Source organism: Rhizobacter sp. OV335, from assembly GCF_900142965.1.
Lineage (GTDB): Bacteria > Pseudomonadota > Gammaproteobacteria > Burkholderiales > Burkholderiaceae_C > Rhizobacter.
In genome coordinates this window covers 41025-55040 of record NZ_FRCQ01000012.1, presented here as the reverse complement: position 1 = coordinate 55040, position 14016 = coordinate 41025, and the positions used below count along the sequence as shown (strand labels likewise).

The 14016-nt window shown below is 66.1% G+C and carries 11 protein-coding genes; 4 read left to right on the top strand and 7 right to left on the bottom strand.

Going from position 1 to position 14016, the window contains the following annotated elements; translation table 11 throughout:
* Positions 1-19: 19 nt before the first annotated feature.
* Together BUE42_RS14360 and BUE42_RS14355 are read right to left on the bottom strand one after the other, a co-directional pair.
* Complete coding sequence (locus BUE42_RS14360) at positions 20-1855, bottom strand: ABC transporter substrate-binding protein (protein ID WP_073465797.1); 1836 nt, start codon at positions 1853-1855, stop codon at positions 20-22.
* Positions 1852-3684, bottom strand: coding sequence for an ABC transporter substrate-binding protein (locus BUE42_RS14355; protein ID WP_073465796.1), 1833 nt, complete (start codon positions 3682-3684; stop codon positions 1852-1854). The genes BUE42_RS14360 and BUE42_RS14355 overlap by 4 nt, the downstream gene beginning before the upstream one ends.
* A gap of 305 nt (positions 3685-3989) precedes the next feature.
* Here BUE42_RS14355 and BUE42_RS14350 point away from each other — a divergent pair, with 305 nt between their 5' ends.
* Genes BUE42_RS14350 through BUE42_RS14340 form a run of 3 tightly spaced genes read left to right on the top strand, consistent with a single transcriptional unit; the run spans position 3990 to position 7689 of the window.
* Entirely contained in the window at positions 3990-4928 is a 939-nt protein-coding gene (locus BUE42_RS14350) for an ABC transporter permease (protein ID WP_073465795.1), read from the top strand.
* Positions 4925-5971, top strand: a complete 1047-nt coding sequence (locus BUE42_RS14345; RefSeq protein WP_073465794.1) for an ABC transporter permease — start codon at positions 4925-4927, stop codon at positions 5969-5971. Before BUE42_RS14350 ends, BUE42_RS14345 begins: the two co-directional genes overlap by 4 nt.
* Positions 5968-7689 carry an ABC transporter ATP-binding protein gene (locus BUE42_RS14340; protein WP_073465793.1) on the top strand — a complete coding sequence of 574 codons (1722 nt, stop codon included), beginning with the start codon at positions 5968-5970 and terminating at the stop codon, positions 7687-7689. Before BUE42_RS14345 ends, BUE42_RS14340 begins: the two co-directional genes overlap by 4 nt.
* A gap of 14 nt (positions 7690-7703) precedes the next feature.
* Here BUE42_RS14340 and BUE42_RS32200 read toward each other — a convergent pair whose 3' ends face one another.
* The 5 genes from BUE42_RS32200 to BUE42_RS14330 form a co-directional block, all read right to left on the bottom strand.
* Positions 7704-8015: a hypothetical protein gene (locus BUE42_RS32200; RefSeq protein ID WP_143171500.1), complete on the bottom strand. Its 312-nt coding sequence runs from the start codon at positions 8013-8015 to the stop codon at positions 7704-7706.
* Positions 8016-8122: 107 nt separating this feature from the next.
* Positions 8123-8395: a hypothetical protein gene (locus BUE42_RS32195; RefSeq protein WP_143171499.1), complete on the bottom strand. Its 273-nt coding sequence runs from the start codon at positions 8393-8395 to the stop codon at positions 8123-8125.
* 4 nt (positions 8396-8399) lie between these two features.
* Positions 8400-8636: a hypothetical protein gene (locus tag BUE42_RS32190; RefSeq protein ID WP_143171498.1), complete on the bottom strand. Its 237-nt coding sequence runs from the start codon at positions 8634-8636 to the stop codon at positions 8400-8402.
* Positions 8637-8933: 297 nt separating this feature from the next.
* On the bottom strand, positions 8934-11279 hold the full coding sequence (locus BUE42_RS14335; protein WP_073465792.1) for an RHS repeat domain-containing protein: 2346 nt from the start codon (positions 11277-11279) through the stop codon (positions 8934-8936).
* Positions 11280-11296: 17 nt separating this feature from the next.
* Positions 11297-13771 carry an RHS repeat domain-containing protein gene (locus BUE42_RS14330; RefSeq protein WP_143171497.1) on the bottom strand — a complete coding sequence of 825 codons (2475 nt, stop codon included), beginning with the start codon at positions 13769-13771 and terminating at the stop codon, positions 11297-11299.
* Between BUE42_RS14330 and BUE42_RS33010 the strand changes: the two genes are divergently transcribed.
* Positions 13770-13940: a hypothetical protein gene (locus tag BUE42_RS33010; RefSeq protein ID WP_159445421.1), complete on the top strand. Its 171-nt coding sequence runs from the start codon at positions 13770-13772 to the stop codon at positions 13938-13940. The genes BUE42_RS14330 and BUE42_RS33010 overlap by 2 nt on opposite strands.
* Positions 13941-14016 lie beyond the last annotated feature (76 nt).

Here is a 14016-nt window from a genome sequence, read left to right as displayed (position 1 = left end):
GTCCGCTGCGCCGCGCCGTTCAGTGGGAGACCCGGCGACTCTCGTCGATGTCCAGGTACTGCCAGAAGCGGCTCACGAAAACCGGCCTGCGGTAGCCGACGATCCACGGCTGCGCCAGGTCGGTCACGATGCGGTGCACGTTGTACTTGTGCGGCGCGAGCGCCGTCACGATGCGGTTCGCCTCGTCGAGCAGCGCGAGGCGTTCCGGGCCGTCGGGCATGCTGCGCATGCGGTCGTAGATCGCATCGAAGCGCTCGTTCCTGAACCGTCCGAGGTTCTGGCCGCCGGCGCCCGGGCCGTAGAGCAGCTGCATCGCGTCCTGCACGTCGGGGGTCGACGCGGTGTAGCCGAGCTGCCACACCATCAGCTGGCCGGCGCGCGCCGCCTTCAGGTTCTCGGGCCACTGGGCGGGCTTGAACTCGACGCGCACGCCGATCGCATCCATGTTCCTCTTCCACAGCTCGTCGAACTGGCGCTGCAGGCTGTCCGGCGAGGTGGCGTACTGGATCACCAGCGGACTGCCGTCGGGCATGTCGCGCCAGCCGTCGCCGTTGCGGTCGACGTAGCCGTACATGTCGAGCAGCGCCTTCGCGCGCGGAACGTTGTAGTCGCTGTTCTCGGTCTTGTAGTTCGGGTCGTAGCCGAAGGTGCCGGGCGCCACCATGCTCTGCGCCGGGATGGCCTGGCCGCGTCGCACGCCGTTGATCTCGCGCGTCACGTCGATGGCCAGCCGGATCGCGCGGCGCAGCGCGACCTTGTCGGCGGTGTAGCCGCCGACGGTCGGGTCTTCCATGTTGAAGTAGTACAGCGTGCGGTCCGGGTTGACGACGCGCTGCATCTGGATGCCGCGCTTCGCCAGGTTCGGCGCCAGCTTGCCGTTCGGCACCGCCTGGTTCGCGAACTCCAGCGGCACCGTGACGAGATCGGTCTCGCCGTTCAGGAAGGCCAGCCAGCGCGGCTGGCTCTCCTCGATGATCGAGATCTCGACGCGGTCGATCATCGGCAGCCGGCGCCCCTTGAAGCGCTGCAGCAGCGCCTGGCCTTCGGCATCGTCGGCATTCGGCTCGGCATCGTAGAAGGCCTCGTGGAAGCCGGGGTTGCGCTCCAGCACGATCTGCGAACTGCGCCGCCAGGTGGCGAGCCGGAACGGCCCGGTGCCCACCGGGTGCTCCATCGTCTTGTCGCCGTAGAACTCGACGACCTCGCGCGCGACGGCGCCGTACAGGCTGCTGTCGGCCAGCGTGAAGAGCAGGCGCGGGCGCGGGCTCTCCAGCTTGATCTGCAGCGTGTGGCGGTCCAGCGCGCGCAGGCCTTCGACCGGCTTGTCGTAGTCGAACGGTGTCTTCTTCGCCAGCGCTTGCTGGCGCAGCTCGTCCAGGCCGATGAAGCCCTGGTCGTTCATCTCCGCGTAGTTCGGGCTCGCGTTGGCCGGGTCGAAGAAGCGCTTGATCGCGTAGACGAAGTCTTGCGCGACCAGCTCGCGGCGCTGGCCCTTGAACGCCGGGTCGTCCTGGAAGTACACGCCGGGGCGGATGCGGAAGGTGTAGGTGCGGAAATCGGCCGACACCTCGGGCATCGCGGCCGCTGCCTCCGCCCGCACCTTGAACGGGCGGGCCAGGTAGTCGTAGCGGACCAGCGCCTCGAACAGGTGCGTCGTGACGTAGCGCGAGTACAGGTCGCTGATCTTCACCGGGTCGAAGCCGGTCTCGGCAGACAGAAGGGCCCAGCGGAAGGTCTTGAGCCCGGGAGAGGCGGCGGCCTGAGAGGCGGCCTGCGATTGCGCCGCAGCGTTGCCCGCTGCGGTGGCGAGGGTGGCCAGCGCGGTACCGGCGATCAGGAGGAAGCGTCGGATCATGGGGCGGTGCGCGCTTGCTCGAGCGCGGTGTCGATGTCGAGGAATTTCCAGAACTCGCGGACGAACGGATTGCGCCGGTAGCCCAGCACCCACGGGTGCATCAGGTCGGTGGCGATGCGGTGCCCGCTGATCTTGTACGGCATGTAGGCCACCATCAGCTTGCTCCCCTCGCGCAGCACGGCCTCGCGCTCCGGCCCGTCGGGCATGCGGCCCTGCTTCTCGAACAGCACATTGAAGGCCGGCAGGTCGAAGCGCGAATGGTTGGCACCGCCCTTGTTCGGGCCGTACGCGAGCGCGAGGAAGGTGTCGGCATCCGGGGTCGTCGCGGCCCAGCCCACGCCCCACATCATCAGCTTGCCGGCGCGCGAGGACTTCAGGTTCTCCGGCCACTTCGCGGTCCTGAAGACCATGTGGATGCCGACCGCGCGCATGCTCTTGTCCCACAGCTCGACGAGCTGGCGGCTCAGCTGGTCGGGCTGCGTCGAGTATTCGATCAGCAGCGGGCTGCCGTCGGGCAGGTCGCGCCAGCCGTCGCCGTCGCGGTCGACATACCCGTAGGTGTCGAGCAGCGCGCGCGCCCGGTCGGGGTCGTAGTCGCTCATCTCGGTCTTGACCGTCGGGTCGTAGCCGTACACCGCCGGCGCAATCGCGGTCTGCGCCGGCACCGCCTGGTTCTTGCGCGCGAGCTGCAGCTCGGCCGGCGTGTTGTAGGCCAGCGAGATCGCGCGCCGCAGCGCCACCTTCTCGGGCGTGTAGCCGCCGACCACCGGGTTCTCGTGGTTGAAGAAGCCGGCGATCACCGCGTCGGCCAGCGGCGCCTGGTCCATCTGTATGCCGCGCTTGGCCAGGTTCGGCGCGAGCCGGTTGCGCGGGATCGCGATGCCCGAGAACTCGGGCGGCAGGCGCTCGAGGAAATCGCTCTGGCCATTCAGGAAGCTCAGCCAGCGCGGCTGCGCCTCCTCGATGATCGAGATCTCGATGCGGTCGAGCATCGGGATGCGCTTGCCCTTCATCGCGCGCACGATGGCCTGCGAGCGCGGGTCGTCGGCCGGTGCCTCTTCTTCGTAGAGCTGCTCGCGGTAGCCGGCGTTGCGCTCGAGCACGATCAGCGAGCTGCGGCGCCAGTCGGCGAGCCGGAACGGACCAGTGCCCACCGGGTGCGCCATGATCTTGTCGCCATAGAACTCGACCACCTCGCGCGCCATCGCGCCGAAGGCCCCGGGGTCGGTCATGATCTGCTGGTGAAAGCGCGGCGACGGCTCGGCCAGCCGCACCTGGAAGGTGTAGCGGTCGAGCGCGCGCAGGCCGTCGACCTCGCGGTCGTACGGGAAGGGCTGCTTCGAAGCCACCACCTGGCGACGCAATTCCGACAGCCCGAGCAGCTTCGAGTTCTCGAGCAGGTAGAGGTTGGGGCTCTTCCACTGCGGGTCGTAGTGGCGCTTCAGCGTGTAGACGTAGTCCTGCGCGACCAGCTCGCGGCGCTGCCCCTTGAAGGCCGGGTCGTCCTGGAAATACGTGCCGGGCTTCAGCCGGAACGTGAAGGTCTTGAAGTCGTCGCTGATCTCCGGCATCGCCGCGGCGGTGTTCGGCTTCATGCGGATCGGCCGCGCGAGGTAGTCGAAGGTCAGCGGCGCCTCGAAGATGCCGGCGGTGACGGTGCGCGAATAGAGATCGCTGAGCTGCACCGGGTCGAACCCGGTCTCGGCCACCGGGAAGGCATACCTCAGCACTTTCAGCGGCGCCGCGGGCTGCGCGGCGGGCGCCGGTGGCGCTGCCGAACAGCAGAGGGCGAAGAAGGCGAGCAGCCCGGCTGCACCGCGTCGGATCATGGTCACGGACTCCTGGTGGGAGGGTACGCCGCCGACGCTCGTGGCGCGGCGGCATGCCGAAGGCGCGAAGTCTAGGGCCTGCCCGGCGCGGGTGTCCTCCGGGCTTGCCCCGGGCCTGCACGCGGGAACTTTCGCACCGGCATGCAAGTTGCGTGCGCTGCGAAGTTCCTGAGGGCAAACGCGGGGCAGGGGGGTTCGGGCCGGGCCTTAGACTCGCGCCTGCCCCGCCGGCCCGCGCCGCCCCCCGACCCGGGCCGGCGGGGCGGGCCGGTCCTCTTTTCTCGACCCGAGACGCTCACGACGATATGGCGGCCTACCTGATACGGCGCCTGTGGCAAATGATCCCGACCTTGATCGGGGTGGTGCTGCTGGTGTTCTTCCTCTTCAAGTACTTTGGCGGCGACCCGGCCGAAATCCTCGGCGGCCTGAACGCCACGGCGCAGCAGGTCGACGCGATCCGCGAGCAGCTCGGGCTGAACAAGCCGGTGTGGCAGCAGCTGCTGATCTACTTCCGCAGCATCGTGACGCTGGACTGGGGCCACAGCTGGGCCACCCAGGAGGCCGTGAGCAGCATCTTCGCGACACGCGCGCCGGCCACGCTGACGGTGATGCTGCCGATCCTCGTGCTCGACACGCTGCTCGCGCTGCCGATCGCGATGTGGGTGGCCTACCGCCGCGGCTCGCTGGCCGACCGCAGCATCATGGTGATCTCCACCGTCGCGCTGTCGATCTCGTTCCTGGTCTACATCATCGTCGGCCAGTACGTGTTCGGCTTCCAGCTCGGCTGGTTCCCGGTGCAGGGCTGGAGCGACAGTACGCTGACCAACCTCGCGGTCTTCGTGCCGCTGCCGGTGCTGCTGGCGCTGCTGGTGGGCCTCGCGCCGCAGACGCGGCTGTACCGCACCTTCTTCCTCGACGAGCTCGGCCACGACTACGTGCGCACCGCGCGCGCCAAGGGCATGACCGAGGGCACGGTGCTGTTCAAGCACGTGCTGCGCAACGCGATGATCCCGATCGTCACCAACATCGCGCTGGCGCTGCCGGGCGTGTTCGTCGGCTCGTTCCTGATCGAGGTGTTCTTCTCGATCCCGGGGTTGGGGCGCGAGATCATCCTGGCGGTGAACCGCAGCGATTACCCGGTGATCCAGGCGGTCACCATCTACCTGGCGATGCTGACGATGCTGGTGAACCTGGGCGCGGACATCCTCTACAAGCTGATCGACCCGCGGGTGGTCCTCAAATGAGCGCGGCGCTTGCTCCTGCAGCGCTGCCCGCGCGGCAATCGATGGGCGTCTGGCGGGCCGCGTGGAAGCGGCTGAAGGCCGACCGCGTCGGCATGGTGTCGATGGTGGTGGTGGCGGCGTTCGCGCTGCTGGTGCTGCTGGGTTCGGTCGGGCTGCTGGCCCGCGGCTGGCAGAAGGAAGTGGGCGTGCCGAATGCGCCGCCGACCTTCATGGGGCCGGCAGCCGCCGTGGAGCAGAGCGCGATCCCGGTGCCGAAGGGGCCGAACGTCGACCTCTCGGCGGTGGACCCGCTGGCGCCGCGCTACAAGGAATGGGACGAGCGCGCCGCCAAGTTCAAGACCGAGGACAGCATCAAGCGCGAGACGCTGCCGTTCGGTGGCGACCGCATCGGGCGCGACGTGCTGACCAAGGCGCTGAAGGGCACGCAGACCTCGGTGTTCGTCGGCCTGCTGGCTGCCATCGCGGCCAGCGTGATCGGCACGCTGCTGGGCGCGCTGGCGGGCTTCTTCGGCGGCAAGATCGGTGATTTTCTCGAGTGGCTGTACAGCGTGTTCACGTCGATCCCGGACATTTTGCTGATCCTGTCGTTCGCGGTGATCTTCGGGCGCGGCATCAGCAGCGTCGCGATCATCCTCGCGCTGGTCGGCTGGACCGGCATGTACCGCCAGGTGCGCGCCGAGTTCCTGAAGCATTCGGTGCGCGAGTACGTGCGTTCGGCCGAGGCGATCGGGGCGTCGACAACGTCGCGCATGTTCCGCCACATCCTGCCGAACATCAGCCACGTGATCCTGGTGCGCATGTCGCTGCTGGTGGTGGGCTTCATCAAGTTCGAGGTGATCCTGTCGTACCTCGGGCTGGGCGTCGGCGTCGACGACGTGTCGTGGGGCACGATGCTGGCCGAGGCGCAGAGCGAGCTGATCCTCGGCTACTGGTGGCAGCTGGTGGCGGCGACCGCCTTCATGGCGGTGTTCGTGACGGCGTTCTCGCTGTTCGCCGATGCATTGCGCGATGCGCTGGATCCGAAGCTGCGGGGACTCGAATGAGCTTGTTGACGATCAAGGACCTGCGCGTGTCGTTCCGCGTGGGCAACGATGGTGGCGTGGTGCAGCGCACGCAGGCGGTGGGCCGCGACATCGACGGGCAGTCGGTCGGCGTCAGCTTCGACGTGCCGGAGAACACCACGGTGGCGCTGGTCGGCGAATCGGGCTCGGGCAAGAGCGTGACCGCGATGTCGATCCTGAACCTGCTGCCGAGCAATGCCGAGCGGCAGGGCGCCATCAGCTTCCAGGGCCGCGACCTGCTGGCCGCGACGCTGCCCGAGCTGCAGGCGCTGCGCGGCAAGGACATCGCCTGCGTGTTCCAGGACCCGATGAGTTCGCTGAACCCGGTGTTCACCGTCGGGCAGCAGCTGGTGGAGCCGCTGATGCGCCACCTCGGGCTGACGCGCAGGCAGGCGCTGGTGCGCGCCGAGGCGCTGCTGGTCGAGGTGGGGCTGCCGGAGCCGAAGCGGCGGCTGGCGGCGTACCCGCACGAACTGTCGGGCGGGCAGCAGCAGCGCGTGATGATCGCGATGGCGCTGTCGTGCGAGCCGAAGCTGCTGATCGCCGACGAGCCGACGACGGCGCTCGACGTGACGATCCAGCGCCAGATCCTGGAGCTGCTCGCGAAGCTGAAGACGCAGCACCGCATGAGCATGCTGTTCATCACGCACGACCTGGGCGTGGTCGGCGAGATCGCCGACCAGGTGGTGGTGCTGCGCCAGGGCACGGTGCGCGAGCAGGGGCCGGTGGCCGGCATCTTCAGCGCGCCGCGCGATGCGTACACCAAGGCGCTGCTGGCCTGCCGGCCGACGCTGGTGCAGCGCGGCGCGCGGCTGATGGTGATCGACGACCACATCGCCGGCCGTGCGGCGGCCGCACCGCCGGCACCGAAGGATGCACTGGCGCCGATCGTGATCGACGCCAGCGACCTGACGAAGAGTTTCTGGCTGCGCAGCGGCGTGTTCGGCCGCAAGGAGTTCCGTGCGGTGAAGGGCGCGAGCTTCACGCTGCGGCGCGGGCACACGCTGGGCGTGGTCGGCGAATCGGGCTCGGGCAAGACGACGATGGGACTGACGCTGCTGCGCCTGCACGAGGTGAACGGCGGGCCGGTCGGCGGCAAGGTGATGTTCGACGGGCAGGACCTGCTGCGCTTGAGCCGTCGCGAGCTGCTGCCGATGCGCCGGCGCATCCAGGTGGTGTTCCAGAACCCGTATGCGTCGCTGAACCCGCGCTTCACGATCGGGCAGACGCTGACCGAGCCGATGGCGATTCACGGCATCGGTGCCGATGGCGCGGAGCGCGAGCAGCGGGCGCGGGCGTTGTTGAACAAGGTCGGGCTGGACGACAGCGCGATGCACAAGTACCCGCACGAGTTCTCGGGCGGACAACGCCAGCGCGTCGCGATCGCGCGCTGCCTGACGCTGGACCCGGAGGTGCTGGTGCTGGACGAGGCGGTCAGCGCGCTCGACGTGTCGGTGCAGGCGCAGGTGCTGAATTTGCTGAAGGACCTGCAGGACGAACTGGGCTTGGCCTACATCTTCATCAGCCACGACCTGGCGGTGGTGCGCTTCATGGCCGACGAGGTGCTGGTGATGAAGGACGGCGAGGTGGTCGAGCAGGCGAGCGTCGCGCAGATCTTGGAGCAGCCGCAGCAGGAGTACACGAAGCGGTTGCTGGGGGCGATTCCGCGGGGGTATCGGGGGGATGGGCTTCAGGCTTGAGGCCGCCCTGCCTCTCAACCAGAGGCATACCGTTTATACAGCTCGGGAAACCTGCCAAAGATGTCCTCATCCGCTTCATAGAAATCTTGCCTTGCGGCAATCTGGCGCGCGCCTTCCAACAAGGTAATGCCGGCAGTGCCAACGCAGAAAGTCGGAGATGGATGCCTTGTAGTCAGAAGATTCATGAATCCCGCAGCTGCTGCGAAATTCGCTTTCGCCTCTTCAGACAGGAGGTAATCAAGAAGGACACCCAAGTAGTAGAGAAAGCAACCGCCTTTCGAGTAGTACAGCACCTCTGGCAAGGTCGAAGGACTATCGATCAACATTTGAATGGCGCCTTTGCACCCAAGGCCGTTCAATGTGCGCCAAGCCCGAATCTCATCCAAATCCCCCGGGACCGGCGCCCAATCACTGCATCGACATGGATCGTTACTCACGCTTTTCTTAGTGCCTCAAGCAATCGAACCTTGGCACCTGCATCGGATGCGAGATGGCCAATAACCCATCCGATATCAATATCATCGAGTGCCCAGCCATCCTCAAACCAGTGACGAAGCCAAGGCCTAAGGTATGGAATCGACACTGACGCGACAACATTCTTAATCTGCAGCGTGGCGTTTCCGGCATCGAAAATATGCATTCTGGAACGACTCCACAGAATTTCAACTCTTTCCAGAGCCCGCGCCCTACGACCGTCAAACAACATCCATTCATTCTCGGCAAAATATACTGCCAGAAATATTCCATAAGGTTTGCCCCCCGGAAAAGGCGATGGCCTTGGAGCCAAATCCAACGGCTTTCCCCTTGTTGGAAACATTTTCCGGCAAACGTCGAATGGATGATTTTTCTGCATCCAATTCAAAGAACTCGGCCTGCCACGGCGCGCCACTGGTCAGATTTCTCAATACGACCGGGCCGTGCAGATGGGTATGATTGGTTGAAGTCACTTCTGGCACTCGCAGATCGCATCTTCAGAGTTTAGTAGTTGACGAATCACACTGATTCCTCCCAGGCCAAGTATTCCAGCATTCCAGATGGTGGGCAGTTCTACTTCCGCAGCAAAAAGTAAAGCCACACACCCTCCATGCAGCTCAGTACAATTCCTCCTGCCACAACAGGCCATAGCGTGCTCATTCGAATAGAAAGGTACGCAGTGCCGAAGAAAATTATTGACGCCAAGATATGAAGCGGCAGTGCCAAAAGTGGGTTGTCGAACGGGTTTCGACGCTGAGCATTTCGCATCTTCATTTTTTGCACTCGCATTCTGTTCGATGAACGTCAGGTAGATCGGGCAGCCGATCCCCCAGGATGCCTCTAAGAACGTGCTCTGCACTTGACGCGTCAGCGCGATCAATATTTTCGAGCGCGTCGCCGAGGCCCGCAATGAGGCCCAGTGAGATCCCCCCATAAGGTCCTGTGCGAGTCACAGTACTGGTAACTCCACCGGCAGATAGTCTTCCCGCTAGGTAAGCCTTGTGGTTCGCAGCCCAGTTGCCCAACTGCGCAACAGCATTGGCGGCAATAGTCGGATTAGAAAGCGCGAGTAACCCTCCTGCCAGCGCGGCCTCATTCTCGATGGCTCGCCTTTGTCGACACTCTCCGGCAAAGCCCGCTCGCTGATACATGTGCTTGCTCGCATTCCACAGTCCACCGTAGTACGACCCAAAGCCAGTAAAAAAATTCACCAAGCCGTCAGGCAAGCTCGGCAGATCCGCACTGCTCCAGAGGCCGTTCGGATCCATGAGCATCAGCGGATTCCCATCGACGTAGGCAAAGGTGTTGATTCCACCCACCAATCCCGCCGGATCCGATTGTGTGTAGCGACCCTTCGAGCTGTCGAGATACCGGAAATGGTTGTACCAGAGCCCACTCTCCGCATCCGCATATTGCCCCGGGAAGCGCAGGTTCTGCGTGAAGACCCCGAGCCCCTCCGGATTGGTCTCCGGCGCCGTCGTGCCGAACGGCTCGGCCAGCCAGCGCCAGCGCTTGGCGCCGTTCTGGTCCACCACGATACGCGGCGCGTTCAGGTGATCGGCGTGGATGTAGAACACCAGCGGCGCAGCGTTGGGATTGCTCGCGTTCGCGGGGTCCGGCATGAACATCGCCACTGGTATGTTGTCCAGCCACACGTATTCGCGCAGCGGCTTGCCGGTCTGGTCGTATTCGCCGAGCAGTTGGCCTTCGAGGTCGTACACGAAGATCACCGTCTCGCCCGTGCTTGTCACCTTGCGGATGCGCCTGCGCTCGGCGTCGTAGTCGTAGCTGCCGGTCACGCCGGCCTTCGTGATGCTCGCGATCGAGCCGTTCAGACCGTAGCTCGCCGTGTAGCCCGCGCTGTCGCTGGTCGTGTTGCCGGCGTTGTCATAGCCGAAGCTGCGCGCCGGGTTCGTGATGCTGGTCAGCCGGTTGCTCGTCGCCTCGGTCGTGTAGATGCTCGGGCTGCCGTTCAGGCTCACGCTGGTGCGGTTGCCATTCGGGTCATACGCGATCGACCAGCTCGATGCGGCTGTCGTGATGCTGGTGAGCCGGCTGTTCTCGTCGTAGCCGAAGCTCTGATCGAGTGCGGGTTGCGCGATGCCGTCGCTGGCCAGCAGGTGCGTGAAGCCGGTGATGCGGTCAGCCGCGTCGTAGGTCACGTCGCGCAACGCGTTGCCCAGCGGATAGCGCACGATGCGGCCGCTCAAGTCGAACTGCCGCATGTGAGTCACGAGGCCGCTGGTCATGTGCCAGTCCCAGCCGCTGACCGGGCCGAAGGGCTCCCACTTCACGTTGCTGATCAGAGGGATGGGCGTGCCACCAGCGTTCGCTGAGAGGCTCATGCCGATCAGCTCGCCGACATCGCGCGTGATCACCAGCACCCGGCCCGACGGGTAGGTGATGGTCATCAGGTCGCCATGCGAGTAGGCGTACTTCACCGTCGTCACGATCGGAACGGTGTTCGCACCGGCCTTCGCGTTCACCGACTGCACCGCCTCCGTGATCCGGCCCCGCGGGTCGTACTTCACTCGGGCGAAGCCGCTCGGGTGATCGGTGCGGCTCAGGCGGCCGATGCTGTACGGGTAGTCCGGGCCGGTGAGGTCCCAGGTCCACGTGATGGTCTGGCTCGGCTGGCCGCTCTGTGTGTAGACGACGCTGGTCACCCGGTTCAACTCGTCGTACGTGTAGGTCTGCGTCACGCCCCGGCTGTCAGTCAGCGTCTTCAGGTTTCGCGCGGAGTCGTAGGTGACGTTCGTGATGCCGGTGTCCGGGCTGATCAGCTGCGTCGCATCGCCGAAGCCGTTGCGCGGGTACTGCGTGACCAGGTTGCGCGGGTCGATCACCTTGGTTGGGCGTCCACCGCCGTCGTACTCGATCGCGGTCTTGCCGTTCTTCGGATCCGTCAGCTCCTTCACGCGGTACTGCGCGTCGTAGCTCGCCTTGTTCTGCAGGTTCAGGCTGCTCGGCGCCTTGGTCACCTTGGTCGGATTGCCCTCGGCGTCGTATTCGTAGGTGGTCACCGGCGTCGGAGACACGGGCGGGGGCGGCACTTGGGCCATCGCTGCATGGGTCAGCAAGGTCACTGCGGCCGCGGCGATCAGGTTGCGCTTCATCGTCTTCTTCATAGTTCTCACTCTCTGCCCGTGCTTTGCTGTGCACGGCCCAGTGCATCCATCGCCCGGGCCAAGCCGCGCTTGAGCGCACCGGACGGATCCTTCACGCGCTGATCGGTCTGGTTGCCGGCGTTGTCCAGCACATAGTCGATGCGGTTGGCCTTGTTGTCGTAGGCCGCCACCTGCCGGTGTGCATCGTCGTAGTCGAAGCCCACCCAGGTGCCGTTGTCGAAGCTCACCTTCTTGAGCTGACCAGCTTCGTCGTAGGCGTACGTCGTCGTCTCGCCGCCGACCGTGTTCGTCAGCAAGCGCTGCCGCGGGTCGTAGGTGTTCACCGTCACCACGCCGCTCGCGTCGGTGCTCTGCAGTACCTGCCCGTATTTGTTGTACCGGTCAAAGGTGGTCACCTGGCCCTTCGCGTTGGTGATGCTGCGCAGGTCGGCCCTCGCGTGATCGGCGTTCGTGTCGGTGTAGTAGTCCAGGCTCGACGCGTCGTTGACATCCGTGCGAGAGCCCTTCGTTGTCAGCACCCGGCCGTACGCGTCATAGGTCCAGGTGTGCACCGTGTCGATGGTGCCGGGCTGCAAGCTCGCACCGAACCCGAGGTGACCGTCGGCATCCGCCGTCGCCCGCGCCACCTCCTTGCACGGCACCACGATCGGCCGCCCGTCCAGCAGCTGGGCGTTGGACGGTGCGCAGCTCGCCGTCGCGTTGCCGTTGAACGGATCCGGCTGGCCGTGATAAACGCGGGTCGTGATCTGCCCGGGCTCGGCACGGCGCTGCTCCAGCGACCAGTCCGGGTGCCACTGAGTGCTGGTCTTGCGCGCACCTGGCGGCAGCGCCACATCGGCCGGGGTCACGCTGTCGCAGGCCTGCTGCGTCAAGCCCTCCACGCGCACGGTCTGCAGCCCGCTGGCCGGGTCGCTCATGTAGCAGGCGCGTCGGCCGTCGACGTCGTCCGCACTCGCGAGATTGCCTTTCGCATCGAAGGTCTGGGCGCTGGCACCCGCGGCGCTTCCCGCGCCCGCCACCTGCGTGCGGCTGCTCATGAAGTTGTGCCCGTTCAGGCTCGTCGTGCTCCAGGTCTCGGTCGTGCCGTTCGGCCCGGTGACCACCACGTCCTGCGGCGCCTGCCACCGCATCACCCTCCGCGAACCGTCGTCGTCCAGCGCCTCGTCGGACAGCACGATGGCCGGCGGCGTGCCGTAGTGCACCGTGGTTGCGTCCACTCCGCCGGCATGCACGCTGCTCACCGCCACGCCCGTGTCGTCGTAGCCGAAGGCGGCGTACCGCACATTGCGTTCGTCGGCAATGCCGGTCAGCGCCCACGGGAAGCGATCGTTCTCGTACAGGAAGACGCGGCGGCTGCCGTCGGGCCAGGTGAGCCCGTTGACGCTGCGCTGGTTGTTGTACTGCAGGCGCAGCAGCCCGCCGTCCGGCAGCGTGATGCGCTTGGGCAGGTTCCACCCCGGGTCGTAGGGGTTCGGCACCTCCTCGCCGTAGGCAATGCGCACTTGACGGTCGAACCCGTCGCTCAGCAGGATCAGGTAGCCCGGGCCGGGCGCGATCGATGCCGGGGTGCCGGTGTCGCTGTAGCCGAAGCTCACGCGCCGGCCGTCCGCCCATTCGATGCGCTGCAGCGTGCCGTCGAGCGCGTAGAACTCGCGGCTGGTCGCGCGCGGGTCCTCGAGCACGTAGCCGACAGCCGGCGTCTTGGTGAGCCGCTGCACGCCGCCCGCGCGCGCCGCGTAGTGGCCCTGGGCGTCGTCGAAGGGCGTCACGGTGCCGTCGCCGCGCACCGCATTGATCGTCACCGGTTCGCCGTCGCGCACCAGCACCTCGGGGACCAGGCGACGCACGAAGCTAGCCGACCACTCGGCCCGGCCCAGCAAGGGCTGCATGATCGGCGCGCCGCCGAAGTCGTTCAATGCCGCCGGCACCCGCGGCACCAAGCTGCTGCTGTCGTAGGTCAGCGCCAGCGGCAGTCCGCCGATCGTGATGCCCAGGTCGATGCGCTCGCGCTTGACGCCGCGCAGCGGGTAGATCGGGTTGCCCCGGCCCGGGCCGCCGGCGCAGTCGCACGGTGCCGCCTGGGCCTCGGGCACCACGCTGATCGGCACGCACCGATCCCTCGCCTGGCTCTGCGCCGTGTTGGGCGGACAGCTGCAGGTCAGCCCCTCGGTCTGCACCGCGGGGGGCGTGCACAGGCCGAAGAAGTTGACGAGCACGTCCCAGTAGGTCGTGCCCTGGGTGCCTCCATGGGCGAGGTTGTAGCCCTTGCCCGGCGGGGTGTTCTCGGTGACCGGTGGCGGCGGCGAGAACAGCGCGCAGTCACTCGCGTTGCCGTTGGTGACGAGGAAGGTGCATTGCGCCTCCAACACCTGGAGCGGCGTCTCGAAGCAGCCGAAGTCCGGCGACTGCCGGCTCGCTTTCGCCCACGGCTTGATCAATCCGGCCCACGTCCCCGAGTTGTAGCAGTCCGGTTTCATCATGTACGTGCCGCTCGCGTGCGCCGGTGGCGTCGCGACCGCTGTACACAGGACCACCAGCGCGGCCATCAACACGAACATCAATAAGCGCCATCCCGCGCGTGGCATGACGCGCACAGCGGCGCTTTGCGCGGCCGCGCTCGATATCGACAACATGGAATCCCCCCAATGACCAATTCAGACTGCTCGCGACTCTATCCGCGCCATCAATGATGTCAATTCATGATGACAATTCACCTGATTGCTGA

Coding starts and splice junctions, on each gene's coding strand:
- BUE42_RS14360 (WP_073465797.1), bottom strand. CDS start 1,855: ATGATCCGACGCTTCCTCCTGATCGCCGGTACCGCGCTGGCCACCCTC.
- BUE42_RS14355 (WP_073465796.1), bottom strand. CDS start 3,684: ATGATCCGACGCGGTGCAGCCGGGCTGCTCGCCTTCTTCGCCCTCTGC.
- BUE42_RS14350 (WP_073465795.1), top strand. CDS start 3,990: ATGGCGGCCTACCTGATACGGCGCCTGTGGCAAATGATCCCGACCTTG.
- BUE42_RS14345 (WP_073465794.1), top strand. CDS start 4,925: ATGAGCGCGGCGCTTGCTCCTGCAGCGCTGCCCGCGCGGCAATCGATG.
- BUE42_RS14340 (WP_073465793.1), top strand. CDS start 5,968: ATGAGCTTGTTGACGATCAAGGACCTGCGCGTGTCGTTCCGCGTGGGC.
- BUE42_RS32200 (WP_143171500.1), bottom strand. CDS start 8,015: ATGTTGATCGATAGTCCTTCGACCTTGCCAGAGGTGCTGTACTACTCG.
- BUE42_RS32195 (WP_143171499.1), bottom strand. CDS start 8,395: ATGTTGTTTGACGGTCGTAGGGCGCGGGCTCTGGAAAGAGTTGAAATT.
- BUE42_RS14335 (WP_073465792.1), bottom strand. CDS start 11,279: ATGAAGCGCAACCTGATCGCCGCGGCCGCAGTGACCTTGCTGACCCAT.
- BUE42_RS33010 (WP_159445421.1), top strand. CDS start 13,770: ATGTACGTGCCGCTCGCGTGCGCCGGTGGCGTCGCGACCGCTGTACAC.
- BUE42_RS14330 (WP_143171497.1), bottom strand. CDS start 13,771: ATGATGAAACCGGACTGCTACAACTCGGGGACGTGGGCCGGATTGATC.